General features: G+C 61.7%; 16 protein-coding genes. 11 read left to right on the top strand and 5 right to left on the bottom strand.

Annotated features, from left to right (window positions below; translation table 11 throughout):
- Positions 1 to 152: 152 nt before the first annotated feature.
- Positions 153 to 4,367, top strand: a complete 4,215-nt coding sequence (locus U5A08_RS23245; protein ID WP_321848794.1) for a dermonecrotic toxin domain-containing protein — start codon at positions 153 to 155, stop codon at positions 4,365 to 4,367.
- Between the two features lie 76 nt (positions 4,368 to 4,443).
- Here the strand turns inward: U5A08_RS23245 and U5A08_RS23240 are convergent, their stop codons facing one another.
- From U5A08_RS23240 to U5A08_RS23220, 5 genes are all read right to left on the bottom strand, one after another.
- A complete protein-coding gene (locus tag U5A08_RS23240; RefSeq protein WP_321848793.1) occupies positions 4,444 to 5,787 on the bottom strand; it encodes an imelysin family protein in 1,344 nt (447 codons plus the stop codon).
- 127 nt (positions 5,788 to 5,914) lie between these two features.
- Entirely contained in the window at positions 5,915 to 7,966 is a 2,052-nt protein-coding gene (locus U5A08_RS23235; RefSeq protein ID WP_253398407.1) for a putative bifunctional diguanylate cyclase/phosphodiesterase, read from the bottom strand.
- Positions 7,967 to 8,153: 187 nt separating this feature from the next.
- Positions 8,154 to 8,366: a hypothetical protein gene (locus U5A08_RS23230; RefSeq protein WP_321848792.1), complete on the bottom strand. Its 213-nt coding sequence runs from the start codon at positions 8,364 to 8,366 to the stop codon at positions 8,154 to 8,156.
- Between the two features lie 127 nt (positions 8,367 to 8,493).
- On the bottom strand, positions 8,494 to 9,090 hold the full coding sequence (locus U5A08_RS23225; protein WP_017847176.1) for a superoxide dismutase: 597 nt from the start codon (positions 9,088 to 9,090) through the stop codon (positions 8,494 to 8,496).
- A gap of 175 nt (positions 9,091 to 9,265) precedes the next feature.
- Positions 9,266 to 9,868, bottom strand: a complete 603-nt coding sequence (locus tag U5A08_RS23220) for a LysE/ArgO family amino acid transporter (protein WP_253398398.1) — start codon at positions 9,866 to 9,868, stop codon at positions 9,266 to 9,268.
- Positions 9,869 to 9,968: 100 nt separating this feature from the next.
- Between U5A08_RS23220 and U5A08_RS23215 the strand changes: the two genes are divergently transcribed.
- The 10 genes from U5A08_RS23215 to U5A08_RS23170 all read left to right on the top strand — a co-directional run bounded on the left by U5A08_RS23215 (position 9,969) and on the right by U5A08_RS23170 (position 21,016).
- Complete coding sequence (locus U5A08_RS23215) at positions 9,969 to 10,862, top strand: LysR family transcriptional regulator ArgP (RefSeq protein ID WP_253398396.1); 894 nt, start codon at positions 9,969 to 9,971, stop codon at positions 10,860 to 10,862.
- 52 nt (positions 10,863 to 10,914) lie between these two features.
- On the top strand, positions 10,915 to 11,913 hold the full coding sequence (locus U5A08_RS23210) for an NAD-dependent epimerase/dehydratase family protein (protein WP_253398395.1): 999 nt from the start codon (positions 10,915 to 10,917) through the stop codon (positions 11,911 to 11,913).
- Positions 11,914 to 12,039: 126 nt separating this feature from the next.
- Positions 12,040 to 12,885 carry an ATPase gene (locus U5A08_RS23205; protein ID WP_253398393.1) on the top strand — a complete coding sequence of 282 codons (846 nt, stop codon included), beginning with the start codon at positions 12,040 to 12,042 and terminating at the stop codon, positions 12,883 to 12,885.
- Between the two features lie 113 nt (positions 12,886 to 12,998).
- On the top strand, positions 12,999 to 14,258 hold the full coding sequence (locus tag U5A08_RS23200) for a D-mannose isomerase (RefSeq protein WP_321848789.1): 1,260 nt from the start codon (positions 12,999 to 13,001) through the stop codon (positions 14,256 to 14,258).
- A gap of 104 nt (positions 14,259 to 14,362) precedes the next feature.
- On the top strand, positions 14,363 to 15,649 hold the full coding sequence (locus U5A08_RS23195) for an ABC transporter substrate-binding protein (protein ID WP_321848788.1): 1,287 nt from the start codon (positions 14,363 to 14,365) through the stop codon (positions 15,647 to 15,649).
- 77 nt (positions 15,650 to 15,726) lie between these two features.
- Complete coding sequence (locus U5A08_RS23190; RefSeq protein ID WP_003175732.1) at positions 15,727 to 16,635, top strand: carbohydrate ABC transporter permease; 909 nt, start codon at positions 15,727 to 15,729, stop codon at positions 16,633 to 16,635.
- Positions 16,628 to 17,473 carry a carbohydrate ABC transporter permease gene (locus U5A08_RS23185; RefSeq protein WP_017847184.1) on the top strand — a complete coding sequence of 282 codons (846 nt, stop codon included), beginning with the start codon at positions 16,628 to 16,630 and terminating at the stop codon, positions 17,471 to 17,473. Before U5A08_RS23190 ends, U5A08_RS23185 begins: the two co-directional genes overlap by 8 nt.
- 2 nt (positions 17,474 to 17,475) lie before the next feature.
- A complete protein-coding gene (locus U5A08_RS23180) occupies positions 17,476 to 18,636 on the top strand; it encodes an ABC transporter ATP-binding protein (RefSeq protein ID WP_253398387.1) in 1,161 nt (386 codons plus the stop codon).
- A gap of 84 nt (positions 18,637 to 18,720) precedes the next feature.
- Positions 18,721 to 20,067 (top strand): carbohydrate porin, encoded by a 1,347-nt coding sequence (locus U5A08_RS23175; protein WP_253398386.1) that lies wholly within the window; start codon positions 18,721 to 18,723, stop codon positions 20,065 to 20,067.
- 103 nt (positions 20,068 to 20,170) lie between these two features.
- Entirely contained in the window at positions 20,171 to 21,016 is an 846-nt protein-coding gene (locus U5A08_RS23170; protein ID WP_247403274.1) for a D-hexose-6-phosphate mutarotase, read from the top strand.
- Positions 21,017 to 21,059: the final 43 nt, after the last annotated feature.

The following is a 21,059-nucleotide window of genomic DNA, read 5'->3' as shown; positions in this document are numbered from 1 at the left end:
CTGCTCGGGTCACAGGGGAAAGGCGCCATTCTACCTGGGGTGCCGGGCATGTAAACCTTGGGCGCCGATCTGCGGCGCGTAGCTATGTAGCGCATGGTTCAGGGGGCGCTACGGCACGATGGGCCGGTCTGTTTCCTATTCGAGAGGCCACCATGCCGTCTGATTCATTGTTATCTGCACCGCCAAGTGTCAAGGACGCACCGCAACAGGTCGCGTTGCGCGAACAGTTAATGGCGCTCGATCGCCAGATCGCCGAGCAGTTTCAGTCACCACCGACGTTCCATTCGTTCGTGCAGCATGAGTTCGAGCAAGCATTCCCGACCGTGACGCCCAGCCTCGATGTGCGTCAGGCCTTCATCCGACTGCCCGCGACGACCATCCCGCCAGCGACCTCGGCAGCGCTACCGTCCACCGAGACCGAGTTGCTGCCCACGTTGTTCGAGGCGGTGGTGCAACGTATCGTCGCTGGCCAGCCTGCGAGTTATGCGAAGCGCATGGCGACTCTGCTGCGGCTGCCGGCGACTGGCGAAGCGTTGCTGCCCTTGAGCGGTATCACCCCGGCCGGGCTGGATAAATTCCTCGACCGCCTGGCCGCTGGGCTGACCGCTTATTACAGCGCTTTTGTGCAAGCCTTCTGGACGCGTGCGCGCAGCCTGACGGATGCGCGCACGCAGAAACAATGGTTGGTGTACACCCGTATCGAACTGCTGAAAGCCGAAGTGGCGCTACTCGCTGCCGATCGCCTGCTCAGCCCCGCCGACCAGGACCTGTTCGCCCTGGTGCTGCGTCACCCGCAAGCCCAGGCACGACAAGCACTGCGCGCCGACCGGCCATGTGTCTACGAGGTAGCCCTCAAGGGCGCGACCGGCGCGGCGGATCTGACCTTGCGCGGCGCCTTTGTGCTGACCGCCAGAGACCCGGAACAAGCCGTGGTGAGGGCGCAGGAGGAGATCACGCCGGCCCGGGTGCGGCCCGTGGACCCGAGCATGAACGTCGGCACGGTATTGCTGTTTCTGCCGGACTCCGGCCTTGAAGCGTTTGACTCCCTGGCCAGCCTGGATCAGGAGTTGCACCGGCGTTTGAACCACCCCGTCGAATTCGCCGCGGTGCTCGATGGCCTGGCCGTGGCCGACCAGGCGCAAGGCTTGGCCCTGCATCGTCAGCTCAAGGCCACGGGGCAGGTGGTCTACCATGAACAGCTCGGTTCGCCGTTCGAGGCTAGCGTCGAGGCGCAATGCCGGTTGATGCTCGACAACTTCACCTCAACCCTTTCCCACTACTCGTCACCGGTCGACCCCATCGAGATGGCCGAGTTGCCGCAGGTGCTGGACCGGGTGACGGACCCCGGTCGGCTCTTCAGTGCCAGCGGGGTGTTATGGGGGCGCGAGATCAAGCGCGGGCAGGCGCAGATCAGGACCTTTCTGCATGATGCCTCCCTTGCCGATAAAGACGCGTGGCGGGTCGCGATGACGGACTACTGCGACCTGCTGGCGAGCCTGCCGGACGCCGAGGGGTTGCCGTCGTTGGCGCAATTCAGCGATAAACCGGCGCTGCTGGCATACGCCAACGAACAGCTGCGCATCCGCCTCAAGGCTGACTATGCACTGGACATCGACCCCGACACGGTCCGCGTGCATACCAAAGAGCCGTTCGTTCCTGCGACTGTCGTGGTTCCGGGCGCGCCTGCTCCGGCGCCGCGCGAGCCCGGCACGCCGTTGTTCCGGCATCGAAGCCGCACGCTGAGCGAACTGGCGCTGGAGAATGTCGGCGGGCTGGATTTTAACTTCACGCACTTTTCCAGGCTGAGTGAAAACACGCGCAAACAGCCTGATGAAGCCTTGCTGCCGGAAGATCTGACGCCGGCCCCGGCCTATGACGGGCTGACCCTGCAACAGGTCAAGGACCTGGTGCGCGCGGTCAATGTCGGACAAAGCTACGACACCTTTCTGAAAGACCGCCTCATCACCTCGCCCGGCGCGCTCGCACTGAAGCAGACCTACGCTCAGGTCATGCGTCTGCAACTGCGACTCGACGCCATCGAGGCCAAGATCAACGGCGACTTTCTCCCGGACCGTCTGAACCGAGGCTTCAATTGGGTGCAGGCGGTGCTTGACGCCCCCGTCGACAGTGATCGGCGCGCGCGTGTCGAAGGCCACCGGATTCTGGTGCAGCACTTGAAACTGCGCGGTCAGCGCGTGCGTGGGGTACTGCTGTTCGCCTCGGCCTCCGCCGGGGTCGGCTCGATCGTGGTGTACACCCCCCAGGCGCCCGACGGTCGCGTGTTCCACGAGTACGCCAAAGACCGCCTGATGACCGACTTCGTCATGAACAGCAGTTGGCGCGCCTACCTGCTGGGGCGCGTGGAGCGGGCCTTCGAAGCCCAGGTCCGCGCCGTGCTCAGGGGGCGCGGCGACGTGTCGATGGTGAGCATGAGCCGGATTGCCGACGACCTTTTCGAGGAGGCCTACGAGGTTGAAGCGAACTTCGTGATCAACGACGCCGCCGCGCAATCGAGGAGTACCCAGCAAGTCAACGTCGAAACCGGCCTGAGCGTGGCGACTCTGGTCTTCGACGTTCTGTCCATGGTGCTGCCGGTCAGGATCATGTTGCCGATCGGCCTGGCGCGCAGCCTGTTTTCGGTGTTCAACGCCGTCGAGGCGTTGGACCTTGGCGACCGTGCCGGCGCTGCGCAGTATTTCGTGCGGTCGCTGGGCGAGCTGGTCGGGGCGCTGGTGGACGGCGCGGTCGGGGCCGGTGCGCCCGTGGCGGGCGCCAGGCCAAGGGCGTTGCCGGCGGAGATGGCGCTGGGGAAAAAGCCCGACGGCGTGCTGCCGTTGGCCGGATGGGAAGGCAAGGGCGTGTATCACTCGGCCTCGAACGCGGCGGGCGCCGAGCACTACTTCCTCAATGACGGCGGGCGTTGGTATTCGCTCCTCGATGACGGCGACAAAGCCGCCTGGCGGCTCAGGGACGCACGCAAGCTGACGCAATACCACTACGCGCCGATCCGGCAAAGTGCGGCGGGGCAGTGGGAAATAGGTTCTCATCCGGTCGGCGGACTCAAGGGGGGCAACTCGCCGGAGCGCGTCCTCAGGGACCTCTACCCGCGCCTGGATGACGTGCAGGCCAGGCGGGTGTTTGAGTCGTTCAACTTCCCGGCGGGGCGCGAAATCGAATACCGGCTGGCGCTGGTCGAAAACATGCGGTTGAGGCTCTCCACGGCGGCCTTTGAGCCCTATCTGAACGTGCCGCTCCTGCGGTTTCAGTTGCGTCTGGACGGCATCGATCTGCCGGACGTGCCCGCAGTGATCACCCGGCCGCCAGCGCCCGTCGAACCGCCACTGGCGCCGCCCCGCACCCCGGCCCCCGAGGCGCCCGTCGTGCGGCCTGCAAACGAACGATTCATTGAATGGGGCAGAACCCTCGACGAGGCCGAGCTTGAGGTGGTGGATGCGACACGCGGCATCTATCGGCGGATTGCAGGCGATCCGCAGTGGCTGGGGCAAGAGTACATCAAGATGGACCAGCGCTATTTCGCGATTTTGCCCCGGGATACAGCGGCTCCCAATGACGTATTCATTCGCGACCCTGCACGACCGGCCACGTACTTCATGGACCTGGAAAACCTGCTGCGTTCGGGCATCTACAATCAGCCCCGACAGGTGAAGTTCGCCACCGGGGACGGGCTGTGGGTGATCGCCAGTGAGGTTGCCTTGAAAAAACCGCTCTCGATGTATGTGCGCGAGGCCTACGCGCTGCTGACCACCCGCAGTCAGGCGGAGCTCGCCCAGGCCCTGTTCAATCGGGCCAACCCGAGAGGCCTGACCCAAGTGGGCCAGCATTCGCTGATACGCACCCTGCGCGACTGGCAGTTTTGGCGGACCATGACATACGCAGGACTGGCCGATCCGTTTTCGTTACTTCCACCCACCCGCACACTCAGCGACGGCAGTTGGCAGCTACCGAATGCGCCGGGGCATTATCGCCGTCTGGACTTTCGTCAGGAGCCCGTCGTGGTGTCGCTGTTCAATGCGCTCCCGCCTGGCGCCGGCGGCCGCTTGAGAACCTTGATGAGTGAGGTGGTAACCCGCTGTCGCTACGGTGTCCTGAGCGGTTATGACTTTCCCGGAGAGTTGCTGTTCAGGCGCCCTGGAGATGTCAGGCTGTACTGGCTGCGATTGCGCCGTGTGGTGGGGGATCGAATCGCCGCAGACGCCCAGGTTACGCCCTACCAGAGCTTGATGGATGAGCCGACGCGTAGACTGGTCACGCAGGCTGAGGCCAGTCATAACCTTGTGCCGTTGATGGGCGGCATTCAATTGACGACGCCCGCCGCGTCGCCGCAGATTTTTATCATTCGGGTGTGATGCCTTCGACTGCCGATGTAAAAATGCCCCGAGCAGGTCGGGGCATTCTGGATGACGCTTAGGATGTCGGCCGTGATCAGAACTCGTGATCGGCGCTATCCGGGTTCAGGTCGCTGATCCCCAGCTTGCCGGCAGCCGTTTCGATCGAGCCGGTCTGCTTGACCAGTGCGGCGATGGCATCGCGCACGATCTGGTTGCCCGCGTCGTTACCCGCGGCGATCAGTTGGTCGTAGTGCTCACCCTTGTTGGCGTGGTCAACCATGACCTGGATCTTCGCTTCGGTCGCCGCCAGGTCCGCTTTCAACGCGGCGTCGGCAGCCGGGTCGGCCTTGGCCACCAGGGACGACAGGCTTGCACCGGTCATTTTGTTGCCGTCAACGCGGGTGTATTCGCCCAGGTAGACGTTGCGGATGCCCTTGGCGTCGTAGAAGTGCGAGTTATGGGTGTTGTCGCTGAAGCAATCCTGCTCGTCTTCCGGCGAGTTGGCTTCCAGGGAAACCTTCATGCGCTCACCGGCCAGTTCGCCGAGGGACAGGCTGCCCATGCCGAACAGCATTTTGCGCAGGCCGTCGGTGGCCGGTTCGGCCTCCAGGGTGGCGCGGTAGTTGTCTTCGACGTTGGGTTTCCAGTTGCCGACCATTTCTTCCAGGTCGCTGACCAGCAATTGAGTCACGGCGCGCAGATAAGTGCGGCGGCGCTCGTTGTGGCCACCGGTGGCACCGTCGCCGGTCAGGTAGTCCGACGCAGGACGGTTGCCGGCGCCCGGGCCGGTGCCGTTCAGGTCCTGGCCCCACAGCAGGAACTCGATGGCGTGGTAGCCGGTGGCGACGTTGGCTTCGGAACCGCCCAGCTCATTGAGGCTGGCGAGTTTTTCCGGGGTGATGTCCTTGACGTCGACCTTGTCTTCGCCGACCTGGATCTCGGTGTTGGCGATGATGTTGGCCGTGGCGCCTGGGTTACCCAGGGCGTGTTCGTAGGACTTGTCGGTGTAGTCGATCAGGCCTTCGTCCAGGGGCCAGGCGTTCACTTGGCCTTCCCAGTCGTCGATGATGGTGTTGCCGAAGCGGAACACTTCGCTCTGCAGGTACGGCACGCGGGCGGCGACCCAGGCGGTACGGGCGGCTTTGAGGGTCTCGTCGTTCGGATTGGCGAGGAAGGTGTCGACCGCAGTTTGCAGGGTTTTCGCTGTGGATTCGGCATCGCTGTACACCGCGAACACCATGTCAGCGTAATGCGCGACCACGGCTTTCGCGGCGGCTTCGTCGACCTGACCGGCGGAAGTGGCAGCCGCTGGAGCGGCAGTGCTGGTGGCCGGGGTCGGCGCCTGGGGCGCGGCGGCCTTGTCTTTACCTTCGCCGCAACCGGCGAGAGAAATGGCAATGGCCAACAGACTGGCGGTGGCCAGGGGCATACGAATCATGGTGAACATCCTGCTTCGGTTGTTGATGGGGCGCGTGGGCGCGCGCAAAACTGCAACATAATGCGAAGGATTTGCATTCTGTGTAAAGGGGTAATGCGCGGTAAATATGAAGTCTCGTTTTATCGTTTCAGATAATCGCCGCGTTATTGCGCTCGGCCTGCTTCAAATACGCCGCCAACTCCCGTGCCGGCAACGGTTTGCTGTAGTGGTAGCCCTGACCTTCATGGCAGCCTTCGGAGATGATGTAAGCCTCCTGTTCCGCGGTTTCCACGCCTTCGGCGATCACCTGCATGCCCAGGCTTTTACCCAATTGGATAATCGCGCGCACGATGGTGGCGTCGTCGTCATCGTCGAGCAGATCTTGTACGAAGCTCTTGTCGATCTTGATCTTGTCCAGCGGCAGGCTTTTCAGATAGCTCAGCGATGAATAGCCGGTGCCGAAGTCATCGATGGCGATCAGTGCCCCGGAGCGGCGCAGGCTCAGCAGGTGCTGGGCGGCGGTGCTGATGTCTTCCATCAGGCCGGTCTCGGTCACTTCCAGTTCCAGGCTGCGCGGCGGCAAGCGATAGATCTGCATCAGGTTATTCACCACCCGCGGCAATTCGGTGTGGTGCAGTTGCACGGTGGACAGGTTGACGGCCATGCGCAAGTCGGTGAAGCCCTGGTCATGCCATTCGCGCAATTGGCGGCAGGCCTGGTCGAGCACCCATTCACCAATCGCAATGATGGTGCCGTTCTGCTCCGCCAGGGGGATAAACAAGTCTGGCGGTACCAGGCCGTGTTCCGGGTGCTGCCAACGGATCAGCGCCTCGACGCCGACCACACGGTGGTCGCGGTAGCTGATCTGCGGCTGGTACACCAGGTAAAACTGGTTGCGGCTCAAGGCGTCGCGCAGGTCTTTTTCCAGTTCGCGGCGTCGGCGCATTTCGCTGTCGACGCTGGCGATATAGAACTGGTAACGGTTGCGCGAGCGGCTCTTGGCCAGCGTCATGGTCTGTTCGGCTTTTTGCAGCAGTTTTTCGGTGCTGTCGCCATCTTCCGGGAACAAGGTAATGCCGATGGTGGCGCGCAGGCGGATCTGCTCACTGTCGAGGGCAAACTCCGCTTCCAGATCATCGAGGATGCTTTGCGCCAGCTCGGCGGCTTCGTAGGGTTGGTCGATGTCGGCCTGCACCAGGGCGAACTGGTCGCCGCCGAGGCGGGCGAGGGCGCCGAGGCGGCCGCTGTGGGCGCGCAGACGATCGGCCAGGGCCAGCAGCAGTTTGTCACCGGCCTGGTAGGTGAACTGCTCGTTGACGCTTTTGAAGTCATCCAGGCCCACGCACAACACCGCCACGCGACGTTGCCGGCGGCCGGCGTCGATCAGGATCTTGTCCAGTTGCTCCTGCAGTTTCTGGCGGTTCGGCAGGCCGGTGAGAAAATCGTACTGGGCCATGCGCAGCAGGCTGGATTCCGCCTCGTGGCGCAGGTGGGTGTTGCGTTCGATGGACTCGAGCAACTGGTTGGCCGTATTGATCCACAGCCCCAGTTCATTGCGCTCGTGGCCCTTGATCTGGGGGATCTTGTGTTCGCTGGGGCGGTCGGGGTTGATCGACGTCAGGTGCTCGATAATCCGCGACAGCGGCTTGGTCAGCAGCCAGTGATACACCAGGTACAGCACCAGGCCCATGGCCAACGCGCGCAGCACGCCGGAAATAAAGATGATCACCGAGCTGACAATAAAACTCTTGCCGTAGGTGGCCGTATCAAGGGTGATGCTCAGGTCGCCGTAATATTCGCTATAGGGGCCTTTGCCGACCAGGGCGGTGGTGAACGTGCGTTCCTGGCCGAGAATCAGGTCGGTCAACCAGCGGCTGGAGGATTGTTGCAAGGCGCGGCTTCTTTCCGCGAGCATGGTTTCGTTGGGATGGCCGATGGAGGCCATGCGCACTGCGCTGTCCTGAAACAGACCTTCGATCACTTGCATGCCCATCTCGCGGTCCAGGCTGTAGACGGCCTGGGTCGAGGGGTCGCGGAACATGTCGAGGATGCGCTGGGCATCATCGGCCACGGCCTGGCGCGTCTTGTAGGCATCGAAAACGATCTGCGCCACGCTCAGCGCCACGCCCACGATCAATGCCGACAGCAGCACAACCCGTAGCAACTTCACCGACAAGCTGTTTTTGAGTTCCAGCTTCAAAGGGGCATTCCTTGTCTCATGCGGGTGGCCTTCAATATGCCATGAGTATTGGCAATCTGGTGATGGCAGTCAAAGGAACATTAGGGCAAACACGGGTTTGAATATGGGAGGAAGGGTTACATGGGCGCGGGAGCAAGGCGAGACGAGGCGGATTTGTGTCCGCCTGCTCGGTTCAGTGGTGCCATGACTAGGCGCTTGCGAGGTTCACTTTGCGTTTAGCAGTCTCCTGTGCGCTCGAAAAGTTCACGGGTTTGTTTTGAGATTCCAGGGTGTCCCCCAGGGCTTTGGCCAGCACATCGGCGAAGGGTTGAACGAGCGGTGCGACCGCTTTGGTGATGTCTCCAGCGGCCTTGGCCACTTCACCGACTACAGGCAGTGCTGCGAGTGCTCCAATCGACATGATTATTTCTCTGACAGGTGTGAGAGGCGAATTCCTCCCCCGCCTGGGTGGCGGGTGCCGGCCGCTCGGTTCCATCGCGCACAAAAAAGCCCGGCAATCGCCGGGCTCTTTTTACTGCAAGGGGTGCTTAGGCAGTGAAGGCCTTGCCTTCGAACTGCTCAGCCACGAACTTCCAGTTGACCAGGTTCCAGAACGCTTCCACATACTTTGGACGGGCGTTGCGGTAGTCGATGTAGTAAGCGTGTTCCCAGACGTCGCAGGTCAGCAGCGGGGTGTCGCCGCTGGTCAGCGGGTTGCCGGCGCCGATGGTGCTGGCCAGGGCCAGGGAACCGTCAGCCTTTTTCACCAGCCAGCCCCAACCGGAACCGAAGGTGCCGACGGACGTCTTGGTGAATTCTTCTTTGAACTTGTCGAACGAACCGAACGCAGCGTTGATGGCTTCAGCCAGCGCGCCGGTTGGTTGACCGCCGGCGTTTGGCGCCAGGCAGTTCCAGTAGAAGGTGTGGTTCCAGACCTGAGCGGCGTTGTTGAAGATACCGCCCGAAGAAGATTTGACGATTTCTTCCAGGGTCTTGCCTTCGAACTCGGTGCCAGGCACCAGGTTGTTCAGGTTCACGACGTAGGTGTTGTGATGCTTGTCGTGGTGGTATTCCAAGGTTTCCTTGGAAATGTGCGGCTGCAGGGCATCGTGTGCGTAGGGCAGCGGCGGCAATTCGAAAGCCATGATGATTCTCCTAATCAGGTCAGTTGCGGTGAGCGCAAGGCCGATCACGGGCGGCCAAACCAGCGCCGGGGAGTTTGTACTCTTTGCGGCGCAGGGTCCGGATCATAGCACCCGGGGTGTGGCAAAACCACGCAACAACTGTGTGGGATAGAGGTTCCAGAGCGTTTTGGAATATCTATCGGGCGCTGATCAATTGATAAGCCACGCTGAACATCATTGCCGCCACCAAAAGGTCGAGTAGACGCCATGTCGCCGGACGTGCCAGCCACGGGGCCAGCCAGGCGGCGCCCAGCGCCAGCGTGGCGAACCACAGGAACGAAGCGCTGGCCGCGCCGGCCACGTAGGCGCCGGGTTCGGTCTGTTGGGCGCCCAGCGAGCCAATCAGCAGTACCGTGTCCAAGTAAACGTGGGGGTTGAGCAGCGTGACCGCCAACGCGCTGAGCAACACGGCGCGCAATGAGCGCACCTTGAGGGTGTCGCCCTGGTCCAGGCTCTGTTTCGAACAGGCCCGCCGCAGCGCGCAGGCGCCGTACCACAGCAGGAACGCGGCGCCGCCCCAGCGGGCAATCCCCAGCAGAATCGGGCTTTGCGCCAGTACCGTCGCCAGTCCGAATACCCCGGCGGCCACCAGCAGCGCATCGCAGACGACACACAGGGCCGCCACCGGCAGGTGGTGTTCACGACGCAGGCTTTGCGCCAGCACAAAGGCATTCTGCGAGCCGATGGCCATGATCAGCCCCAAGGCGACCAGTAGGCCGTTCAGATAGCTTTGCCACATAGTTGAAGATCCTTGCTCAGGCCGAAACGATGCTGGCTATCTTCCCTGGCATGGCTGTATAAGAAAAACAAATATTGCTGATCGCCCATTAGAGAAACTGATGTTCGACTATAAATTGCTCTCCGCCCTGGCGGCGGTGGTGGAACAAGCCGGCTTCGAGCGCGGCGCCCAGGTGCTGGGGTTGTCGCAATCGGCGATCTCCCAGCGTATCAAGCTGCTGGAGGCTCGGATCGGCCAGCCGGTGCTGGTGCGGGCCACACCGCCGACGCCCACCGATATCGGCCGGCGGCTGCTCAACCATGTGCAACAGGTGCGGCTGCTGGAGCGCGACTTGCAAAGCCAGGTGCCGGCGCTGGATGAAGAAGGCATGCCCGAACGCCTGCGTATCGCGTTGAATGCCGACAGCCTCGCCACGTGGTGGGCCGAGGCCGTCAGCGACTTTTGCGCCGAGCAGCATTTGCTGCTGGACCTGGTGGTGGAAGACCAGACGGTCGGCCTCAAGCGCATGCGTGCCGGTGAAGTGGCGGCCTGTATCTGCGCCAGTGAACGCCCGGTGGCCGGTGCGCGCAGCCTGTTGCTGGGCGCGATGCGCTATCGGGCGCTGGCGAGCCCGGCGTTTATCGCCCGGCACTTCCCCAGCGGTGTGCGCGCCGATCAACTGGCGCGCACGCCGGCCTTGGTATTCGGCCCGGACGATTTCCTGCAACACCGCTACCTGGCCGCGCTCGGGGTGGACGGCGGTTTCGAGCACCATTTGTGCCCCTCGTCCGAAGGGTTTATCCGCTTGGCGGAAGCCGGACTCGGTTGGGGCCTGGTGCCTGAACTGCAGGTCGGCGACCAATTGCAAAGGGGCATATTGGTCGAGTTATTGCCAGATAAGCCCATCGATGTGCCGCTGTACTGGCATCATTGGCGCAGTGGCGGGCAACTGTTGGGTTTGTTGACTGACCATCTGGCTCAGGCCTGTGGTCAATGGTTGGTGCCGTTGGACTGATGGCGGGCGTCAAGGCAACAGCGATGAAAAACGAAAGAACACGGAGTAACACATGAAGATTCTGGTCACCGGCGCAAGCGGCTTCATCGGCGGGCGCTTTGCGCGTTTCGCCCTGGAGCAGGGCCTGGACGTGCGGGTCAACGGGCGGCGCGCCGAGGGTGTGGAACACCTGGTACGGCGCGGTGCCGAGTTTATCCAGGGTGATTTGAATGATGCCGACCTGGTGCGCGAACTGTGCCGCGACGTCGAAGCCGTGGTGCATTGCGCCGGCGCCGTCGGGCTGTGGGGGCGCTATCAGGATTTCCATCAAGGCAATGTGCTGGTGACCGAAAACGTCGTCGAAGCCTGCCTCAAGCAACGGGTTGGGCGCCTGGTTCACTTGTCCTCGCCGTCGATCTACTTCGACGGGCGCGACCACCTGGGGCTGACCGAGGACCAAGTGCCCAAGCGCTTCAAGCATCCCTATGCCGCCACCAAGTACCTGGCCGAGCAAAAGGTCTTCGGTGCCCAGGAATTCGGCCTCGAAGTCCTGGCCCTGCGTCCGCGTTTTGTCACCGGCGCCGGTGACATGAGCATCTTCCCGCGCCTGCTGAAAATGCAGCGCAAGAACCGCTTGGCCATCGTCGGCGACGGCCTGAACAAGGTCGATTTCACCAGCGTACACAACCTTAATGAAGCGCTGCTCAGCAGTTTGCTCGCCACCGGCTCGGCGTTGGGCAAAGCCTACAACATCAGTAACGGCACCCCGGTGCCGGTGTGGGATGTGGTGAACTACGTGATGCGCCAGATGGATTTGCCTCAGGTCACACGGTATCGGTCCTACGGTTTGTCCTACAGCGTCGCGGCGTTGAACGAGGCATTCTGCGCGCTGTGGCCCGGGCGCCCGGAACCGGCGTTGTCGCGTCTGGGCATGCAGGTGATGAACAAAGATTTCACCCTCGACATCAGTCGCGCGAGGCATTATCTCGACTATGAGCCCAAGGTCAGCCTGTGGACCGCGCTCGACGAGTTCTGCCACTGGTGGAAAGCTCAGGAACCGGGGCTGAAGTAAGCTCACAAGCGGCAACACATCGGGAACCGAATTCAGCGTTCCGGGTCGATCAGTGCGGCGGGACAGCGGTTTATACTCCCGTCGCCCGGCTTTCCAGGTAGCCATTTCACGATTCAGGGTTGATTCATGCGCAACGATGCCAACGACGATTTCGACAATGTTCCCAGCCTGCGGGCCGACACCTTGGACGATGATGATTTCGTGCCGACCGCCGCCACCTCCGTGCGCTCGCGCAACACTCCCGTGGTCAAGGTCAAAAGCGCCAGTACCGGCCCGTTGTGGGCCTTGGTCGGCGCGCTGCTGATCGCCTTTGCCGGCCTGGCCTGGTGGAGCTTCCAGCAGATTTCGCTGATGGGCCAGCAACTGGTTGCCACACAGGAAAGTTTTGCGCGCATCAGCGAAGAAGCGGCAGGGCGCCTGCAGGATATTTCCGGCAAGTTCGTCGCCAGTGAAGCCAGCGTGAACAACGGCAGCGAAGCGCTGAAACTGCAGATCAGGCAGTTGGAAACCCAGTTGCTGGAGCAGGGCAAGCAGCAAGTCGGTGTGGCCGGCCAGGCCACCGAGCTGGACAAGCGCCTGGCCCAAATGACCGCCGGCACCACCGACTTGTCCAACGCCAACGCCAAGTTGCAAGGCCAGGTGCAAGCGTTGACCGACGCTGTGGCCGGCCTCAAGGCGGCGCAAGGGGAGGCCGCCAAGCGCGATAGCGAGATCAGGGATCTGGTCGCTGACGTGGCTGCCCTGAAGAAACAGGGCAGCCCGAGCGCCGCCATCGCCCGTCTTGAACAAGACATGGTGGTGCTAAAGAGCGCGCAGGACAACCAGCCGGCCAATAGCGACGCACCGACCAATAAAGAGTTCGACGTGTTCCGCATTCAGACCACCCGCAATATCACCACCTTGCAGAGTCAGGTGCAGAACCTGAACCAGCGCCTCAATTCGCCGGCCGCAGCCACGCCGATCGGTCAGTAAAGGTCTTGGGAAATGTCACCATCTGGTGACATTTCCCTTGTCCTTCGTTACATGCCCTCGCGCCGCCCTTGTTTAGACTCCGGTCATCCCCCCAACAATAATAAGGGCCTGCCATGACCACCCAACCACTGCCTGCCGGCAGTTGGCTGAACGCACCTGCCCACCATGCCTGGCTCGCCAGCGAAGGCCAGCGCCTGCTGTCATTCGCCAAGGCCTCGCGCCTGGCCGACGGTTTCGGCAACCTGGACGATAACGGCCAGTTGCCGGCCAATGCCATTGCCGAAACCATGAACACCGCGCGCATGACCCATAGCTTCGCCATGGCCCACGCGATGGGGTTGCCGGGGTATGCCGAGCGGGTCGAGCACGGGGTTGCCGCCCTCAGCGGCCCGCTACGCGATAACACGCACGGTGGCTGGTTCGCCGCGCCCCACGCTGTGGATGGCAATACCGGCAAGGCTGCCTACCTGCACGCCTTTGTCGCCCTGGCCGCCAGTTCTGCGGTGGTCGCTGGCGCCCCCGGCGCACAAGCCCTGTTGAACGACGCGATCCAGATCATCGAGCAGTTTTTCTGGAGCGAGGAGGAGGGCGTCATGCTTGAATCCTTTGCCCAAGACTGGAGCGGTCTCGAAGCCTATCGCGGCGCCAACAGCAACATGCACGCGACGGAAGCGTTCCTGGCCCTGGCCGACGTTACCGCTGATACACGCTGGCTGGACCGCGCGCTGCGCATCGTCGAGCGCGTGATCCACACCCACGCCGCCAGCAACCGGTTCATGGTGATCGAGCATTTCGACGCCCAGTGGACACCCTTGTTCGGTTACAACGAAGACAACCCCGCCGACGGCTTCCGCCCCTATGGCATCACCCCAGGCCACGGTTTCGAGTGGGCGCGGTTGGTGTTGCAGCTGGAGGCTGCACGCCTGCAAGCCGGGCTGGCCACGCCAGACTGGCTGGTGACCGACGCCAAGGGCCTGTTCGCCAGCGCCTGTGACTACGCCTGGGCCGTGGATGGCGCGCCCGGCATCGTTTACACCCTGGACTGGAACCAGCGCCCAGTGGTGCGTGAACGCCTGCACTGGACCCACGCCGAAGCCAGCGCCGCCGCGCAGGCCCTGTTGAAACGCACCTTCGATCCACATTACGAAACCTGGTATCGGCGTTTTTGGGCGTTTTGCGACGCCCATTTCATCGACCGTATCCACGGCAGTTGGCACCACGAACTCAGCCCGCAGAACCAACCCAGCAGCAAGATCTGGGGCGGCAAACCGGACCTGTACCACGCCTGGCAAGCGGTCTTGCTGCCGACGCTACCCTTGGCGCCCAGCATGGCCAGTGCATTGGGTCGCGGGTGCTATGTCACCGGGCTGTGACATTTGTGCATCCCTTTGTTACCTGCGCTTGAAAAATCCCTGTTTAAACTCCGTGCAGCGCAAGCTCTAGACTTGCATGCATAACAACAAGAAAAGGTACTCAGATGAACGCGATTAATCGCCTCGCCGTCGCTATTTCCATTGCCTCGTTGTTTCCCCTCAGTGCATTTGCCGCCGACTCGAAAGGCACGGTTGAAGTTGTGCATTGGTGGACCTCGGGCGGTGAAAAAGCGGCTGTAGATGTCCTGAAGGCCCAAGTTGAAAAAGACGGCTTCACCTGGAAAGACGGTGCTGTCGCAGGTGGCGGTGGCGCCACGGCCATGACCGTGCTGAAAAGCCGCGCGGTCGCCGGCAACCCACCCGGCGTAGCCCAGATCAAAGGCCCGGACATCCAGGAATGGGCCTCCACCGGCTTGCTCGACACCGACGTCCTCAAAGACGTGGCCAAAGCAGAAAAATGGGACTCCCTGCTCGATAAGAAAGTCTCCGACACCGTGAAGTACGAAGGTGACTACGTCGCCGTACCGGTCAACATCCACCGCGTGAACTGGCTGTGGATCAACCCGGAAGTCTTCAAGAAAGCCGGTATCACCAAGAACCCGACCACCCTCGAAGAATTCTACGCCGCCGGCGACAAACTCAAGGCCGCCGGCTTCATTGCGCTCGCCCACGGTGGCCAGCCGTGGCAGGACAGCACCGTGTTCGAAGCGGTCGTTCTGTCGGTGATGGGCGCCGATGGCTACAAGAAAGCCCTGGTTGACCTGGACAACGGCGCGCTGACTGGCCCGCAAATGGTCAAGGCGCTGACCGAGCTGAAGAAAGTCGCGACCTACATGGACGTCGACGGCAAAGGCCAGGACTGGAACCTCGAAGCCGGCAAAGTCATCAACGGCAAGGCCGGCATGCAGATCATGGGTGACTGGGCCAAGTCCGAGTGGACCGCCGCGAAGAAAGTCGCCGGCAAAGACTACGAGTGCGTAGCCTTCCCGGGCACTGAAAAAGCCTTCACCTACAACATCGACTCCCTGGCGGTGTTCAAGCAGAAAGACAAAGGCACTGCAGCCGGTCAGCAGGACATCGCCAAAGTCGTGTTGGGTGAAAACTTCCAGAAAGTGTTCAGCATCAACAAGGGTTCGATCCCTGTGCGTAACGACATGCTGAACAAAATGGAATCCTACGGTTTCGACTCCTGCGCCCAGACCGCGGCCAAAGACTTCCTGGCTGACGCCAAGACCGGCGGCCTGCAGCCAAGCATGGCGCACAACATGGCCACCACGCTGGCCGTGCAAGGCGCGTTCTTTGATGTCGTGACCAACTACATCAACGACCCGAAAGCCGACCCGGCCGATACCGCCAAGAAACTTGGCGCTGCGATCAAGTCTGCCAAGTAACGGTTGACCGGGTGGGGGAGCCCTGGCCCCCGCCCGGCATGTTCCTGTAGTCCTTTTCCCTTGTATTGGATTTCCCCATGAGTTCTGTTGCTGTGTTCAGCAAAGCCTCGCCGTTCGATGCACTGCAGCGCTGGCTACCCAAACTGGTGCTGGCGCCGAGCATGTTCATCGTGTTGGTGGGCTTCTACGGCTACATCCTGTGGACGTTCGTGCTGTCGTTCACCACGTCCACGTTCCTGCCCAGCTATAAATGGGCGGGCCTTGCGCAGTACGAGCGGTTGTTCGACAACGACCGCTGGTGGGTCGCGAGCAAGAACCTGGCGCTGTTCGGCGGGATGTTCATCGGTATCACCTTGGTGATCGGCGTGACGCTGGCGATTTTCCTCGACCAGAAAATCCGTCGCGAAGGCTTTATCCGCACCATTTACCTGTACCCGATGGCGCTCTCGATGATCGTCACCGGTACGGCCTGGAAATGGCTGCTCAACCCGGGCATGGGCCTGGACAAACTTCTGCGGGACTGGGGCTGGGAAGGCTTCCGTCTCGACTGGCTGATCGACCCGGACCGCGTGGTCTATTGCCTGGTGATCGCTGCCGTGTGGCAAGCCTCCGGCTTCATCATGGCGATGTTCCTGGCCGGCCTGCGGGGTGTGGATCAATCGATCATTCGTGCCGCGCAGATCGACGGCGCGAGCCTGCCGCGCATCTACTGGAGCGTGGTGCTGCCGAGCCTGCGTCCGGTGTTCTTCAGTGCGGTGATGATCCTGGCGCACATCGCGATCAAGAGCTTCGACCTGGTGGCGGCGATGACCGCTGGCGGCCCGGGCTACTCGTCCGACCTGCCGGCGATGTTCATGTACTCGTTCACTTTCAGCCGTGGCCAGATGGGCATGGGCTCGGCCAGTGCAATCCTGATGCTCGGTGCGATCCTCGCGATCATCGTGCCGTACCTGTACTCCGAGCTGAGGACCAAGCGTAATGACTAGTCTTGCCGCAAAACCTGCCATCAGCCTGAGCCGCATCGCGATCTACGCGGTGCTGATCTTCGCGGTGCTGCTGTACCTGGTGCCGCTGGTGGTGATGTTGCTCACCAGCTTCAAGACCCCGGAAGACATCAGCACCGGCAACCTGTTGAGCTGGCCGACTGTGGTCACCGGCATCGGCTGGGTCAAGGCCTGGGCCACGGTGGATGGCTACTTCTGGAACTCGATCAAGATCACCGTGCCGGCCGTGCTGATTTCCACCGCCATCGGCGCGTTGAACGGCTATGTGCTGTCGTTCTGGCGCTTCCGTGGTTCGCAGTTGTTCTTCGGCCTGTTGCTGTTCGGCTGCTTCCTGCCGTTCCAGACCGTGCTGCTGCCCGCGTCGTTCACCCTCGGCAAGATGGGCCTGGCGAGCACCACCACCGGCCTGGTGTTTATCCATGTGGTCTACGGCCTGGCGTTCACAACGCTGTTTTTCCGTAACTACTACGTGAGCATTCCGGATGCGCTGATCAAAGCGGCGCGCCTGGACGGTGCAGGTTTTTTCACCATCTTCCGTCTGATCATCCTGCCGATGTCGACCCCGATCATCATGGTCTGCCTGATCTGGCAGTTCACCCAGATCTGGAACGACTTCCTGTTTGGCGTGGTGTTCTCCAGCGGCGACTCGCAGCCCATCACGGTGGCGCTGAACAACCTGGTCAACACCAGCACCGGGGCCAAGGAATATAACGTGGATATGGCGGCGGCGATGATCGCCGGGCTGCCGACCCTGCTGGTCTATGTGATCGCAGGCAAGTATTTCGTGCGCGGCCTCACGGCCGGCGCGGTCAAGGGGTAATCATGGCTACGCTTGAACTTCGCAATGTAAACAAGACCTATGGCGCCGGCCTGCCCGACACCTTGAAGAACATCGAACTGTCGATCAAGGAAGGCGAGTTCCTGATCCTGGTCGGCCCGTCGGGGTGCGGCAAGTCCACGCTGATGAACTGCATCGCGGGCCTTGAGACCATCACCGGCGGCGCGATCATGATCGGCGACCAGGACGTCAGCGGCATGAGCCCCAAGGATCGCGACATCGCCATGGTGTTCCAGTCCTACGCGCTGTACCCGACCATGAGCGTGCGTGAAAACATCGAGTTCGGCCTGAAGATTCGCAAGATGCCGCAGGCCGATATCGACGCCGAAGTGGCGCGGGTGGCCAAGCTGTTGCAGATCGAACACTTGCTCAACCGTAAGCCGGGCCAACTCTCCGGCGGTCAGCAACAGCGGGTGGCCATGGGCCGCGCCCTGGCGCGTCGGCCGAAGATCTATCTGTTCGACGAACCGCTGTCCAACCTCGACGCCAAGCTGCGCGTCGAGATGCGTACCGAAATGAAACTGATGCACCAGCGTCTGAAAACCACCACCGTCTACGTCACCCACGACCAGATCGAAGCGATGACCCTGGGTGACAAAGTGGCCGTGATGAAGGACGGCATCATCCAACAGTTCGGCACACCGAAAGAGATCTACAACGACCCGGCCAACCTGTTTGTGGCGAGCTTTATCGGTTCGCCGCCGATGAACTTCATCCCCCTGCGCCTGCAACGCAAGGATGGCCGCCTGGTGGCCCTGCTCGACAGCGGCCAGGCCCGTTGCGAGCTGCCGCTGAGCATGAGCACTGCTGGCCTTGAAGACCGTGACGTGATCCTCGGCCTGCGCCCGGAGCAAATCGTGCTGGCGGCGGGTGAGGGCAACGGTTCGTCGAGCATTCGTGCCGAAGTCCAGGTCACCGAGCCGACCGGTCCGGACACCCTGGTGTTCGTGCAGCTCAATGACACCAAGGTCTGCTGCCGCCTGGCGCCCGATGTGGCACCGCAGGTGGGCGAGACCCTGACCCTGCAATTCGATCCGGCCAAAGTGCTGCTGTTCGACGCCAATACCGGCGAGCGCCTGGGCACTGCCGCGTCTTTGCCCGCCCAGGATCGTGCCGACAACGTGGCCCAGTTCAAGGGTCGATAAAAAGATAAGTTGTTGTTTTTGAAAGAAAAAATGAACCGCGTTAGATAAAAACAGTTTAATAACAATAAAGACGAGGATGTAGGGATGAAAAAGCAACACAACAACACTCGGTTGATCTGCCAATTGTCAGCAGCGGCAGCCCTGGTCTTGTCCGCCAATGCGATGGCGGCCGATGCGTTCAGCGCCGACTCCAAGTGGATGACCGGCGATTGGGGCGGCGAGCGGACCAAGCTGATCGAGCAAGGTATCGACATCAAGGCCGACTACGTTGGGGAAGCCGGCTACAACGCGCACGGCGGCTACAACAACGACAAAACAGGGCGTTACGCTGACCAGTTCGGTCTGGGCGTGGCACTGGACCTGCAAAAACTGTGGGGCTGGGATAACACCCAGGCCAAGATCCAGTTGACCAACCGTAATGGCCAGAACATCTCCAACGACCGTGTCGGTGATCCGCGTGCCGGCACCTTGAGCTCATCTCAAGAAGTGTACGGTCGCGGCCACATGGTGCGTCTGACCCAGTTCTGGATTCAGCACCAGATGTTCGACAACAAGCTGGACGTGAAGCTCGGTTACTTCGGTGAAGGCGAAGACTTCAACACCTTCCCGTGCGACTTCCAGAACCTGTCGTTCTGCGGCTCCCAGGTCGGTAACTATGTGAACACCTGGTACAACTGGCCGGTCGCCCAGGCCGCTATCCGCGTGAAGTACAACATCACGCCTGAGCTGTATGCGCAGATCGGTGCATACAATCAGAACCCGTCGCAGTTGGAGCACGGTAACGGCTTCAAACTCAGCGGCAGTGGCACCAAGGGCACCGTGATCCCGGTGGAATTGGTCTGGTCGCCGAAGGTCAATAACCTGCCGGGCGAATACCGTGTGGGTTACTACAAAAGCGCCGCCGATGCTGCCGATGTACGTGAAGACGTCGACGGTAACGATGCGGCCACCACTGGCAAAGCCTACCGCACCCACAGCAGCAAAAAAGGCTACTGGTTCGTTGCGCAGCAGCAACTCACTACCCATAACGGCGACGCTTCCCGCGGCCTGAACATCGCGGCCAACGCCACGTTCCACGACAAGGACACCAACACCGTCGATAACTACCAGTCGATTATGTTGGTGTACAAAGGGCCTTTCGACGCGCGTCCAAAAGACGATGTGGGGATCGGTGCCGCTCGTCTGCACGTTAACGATGACGTGCGCAAAAACGCTGAGTTGGCGAACGAGGCTGGCGGTTTCACCGATTACAGCCAAGCCGGTTACGCGCCACTGCGCAGCACCGAATACAACTACGAAATCAACTACGGCTTCCACGTCACCAACTGGCTGACCGTGCGTCCCAACCTGCAATACGTCACTCATCCGGGCGGCGTGGATAAAGTCGACAACGCCTTGGTGGCCGGTCTGAAAATTCAGTCGGTGTTCTAACGCGGTTGCGATAAGCTCTTTCTCTCTGTGCGCATTTTGCGGATAGCCATGGCTATCCGCTTTTTTTTGGGTTGCACTGTGAAGATATTCAGGACCGTGGCACATGCATGAGCATCCACTGCAACGCTTTTTCAAATCCCTGCGCGAGCGTCCGGTATTCGCCTGGGAGCGCTTCCAGGTGCGTGACGTGTTGGTGATCGACCATCCGCTGTGCCAGGCGGTATTCAGCCGGCAGGGCGCGCAATTGCTGCATTTTCAGCCCCGTGGGCAGAAACCCTGGTTGTGGTGCGCGGCCAAGTGGCCGCAAGTCGGCGCTATTCGTGGCGGCGTGCCGGTGTGCTGGCCGTGGTATGGCCGGCATCCCAGCGAAAATGCGTGGCCGTCCCATGGTTGGGCGCGGCTGATCGACTGGAAACTGCTCGACAGCAGCACCGACGACGACGGCGTGCGCCTGCACTGGCAGTTGCAGTTGTGCGACTGGCAGGTGGACTTGCACGCGCACCTGGGCGAAACCCTGGAACTGCGCTTGAGTACCGAGCATCAGGATGAGCTGCCGTGCCAACTGAGCCATGCTTTGCACGCTTACTGGCGTATTGGCAATGTCGGTGAGATAGCGCTGTCTGGGCTCGACGGGGCGCAAGGGTATGACCAGCTCAATCGCCAGGCTTGCCAGCAGGAAGGCGAACTGCGCGTGGAGGGCGGGTGTCAGCGGGTGTTCCAGCATGAGGGCGAGTTACAGCTCAAGGACCACGCCTGGCAGCGCGAATTGTGCATCGACACCGGCGACAGCGCCGACACCGTGGTGTGGCACCCGGGCAGTCGGCCGCTGTTGGGCGTCAGTTTTAATGAGGCCTCGGGGTTTGTGTGCGTGGAGTCGGCAATGGCCGGGGCCAGCCTGGCGCCGGGAGAGCGGGCGCATTTGAGTTTGCAGGCCAGGGCTGGGGTTTAGCGCTGTTGCTGATAGCGTCTTCGCGAGCAAGCCTGCTCCCACA

It is taken from the genome of Pseudomonas paraveronii, assembly GCF_963681955.1.
In the GTDB taxonomy this organism is placed as follows: domain Bacteria; phylum Pseudomonadota; class Gammaproteobacteria; order Pseudomonadales; family Pseudomonadaceae; genus Aquipseudomonas; species Aquipseudomonas paraveronii.
The sequence above is the reverse complement of the archived record's forward strand: the minus strand, read 5'-3'. Positions and strand labels throughout refer to the sequence as shown.

Bases quoted from the DNA above. Each gene is read 5' to 3' on its own strand.
- U5A08_RS23245 (WP_321848794.1), top strand. From the start codon at position 153: ATGCCGTCTGATTCATTGTTATCTGCACCGCCAAGTGTCAAGGACGCA.
- U5A08_RS23240 (WP_321848793.1), bottom strand. From the start codon at position 5,787: ATGATTCGTATGCCCCTGGCCACCGCCAGTCTGTTGGCCATTGCCATT.
- U5A08_RS23230 (WP_321848792.1), bottom strand. From the start codon at position 8,366: ATGTCGATTGGAGCACTCGCAGCACTGCCTGTAGTCGGTGAAGTGGCC.
- U5A08_RS23225 (WP_017847176.1), bottom strand. From the start codon at position 9,090: ATGGCTTTCGAATTGCCGCCGCTGCCCTACGCACACGATGCCCTGCAG.
- U5A08_RS23220 (WP_253398398.1), bottom strand. From the start codon at position 9,868: ATGTGGCAAAGCTATCTGAACGGCCTACTGGTCGCCTTGGGGCTGATC.
- U5A08_RS23215 (WP_253398396.1), top strand. From the start codon at position 9,969: ATGTTCGACTATAAATTGCTCTCCGCCCTGGCGGCGGTGGTGGAACAA.
- U5A08_RS23210 (WP_253398395.1), top strand. From the start codon at position 10,915: ATGAAGATTCTGGTCACCGGCGCAAGCGGCTTCATCGGCGGGCGCTTT.
- U5A08_RS23205 (WP_253398393.1), top strand. From the start codon at position 12,040: ATGCGCAACGATGCCAACGACGATTTCGACAATGTTCCCAGCCTGCGG.
- U5A08_RS23200 (WP_321848789.1), top strand. From the start codon at position 12,999: ATGACCACCCAACCACTGCCTGCCGGCAGTTGGCTGAACGCACCTGCC.
- U5A08_RS23195 (WP_321848788.1), top strand. From the start codon at position 14,363: ATGAACGCGATTAATCGCCTCGCCGTCGCTATTTCCATTGCCTCGTTG.
- U5A08_RS23190 (WP_003175732.1), top strand. From the start codon at position 15,727: ATGAGTTCTGTTGCTGTGTTCAGCAAAGCCTCGCCGTTCGATGCACTG.
- U5A08_RS23185 (WP_017847184.1), top strand. From the start codon at position 16,628: ATGACTAGTCTTGCCGCAAAACCTGCCATCAGCCTGAGCCGCATCGCG.
- U5A08_RS23180 (WP_253398387.1), top strand. From the start codon at position 17,476: ATGGCTACGCTTGAACTTCGCAATGTAAACAAGACCTATGGCGCCGGC.
- U5A08_RS23175 (WP_253398386.1), top strand. From the start codon at position 18,721: ATGAAAAAGCAACACAACAACACTCGGTTGATCTGCCAATTGTCAGCA.
- U5A08_RS23170 (WP_247403274.1), top strand. From the start codon at position 20,171: ATGCATGAGCATCCACTGCAACGCTTTTTCAAATCCCTGCGCGAGCGT.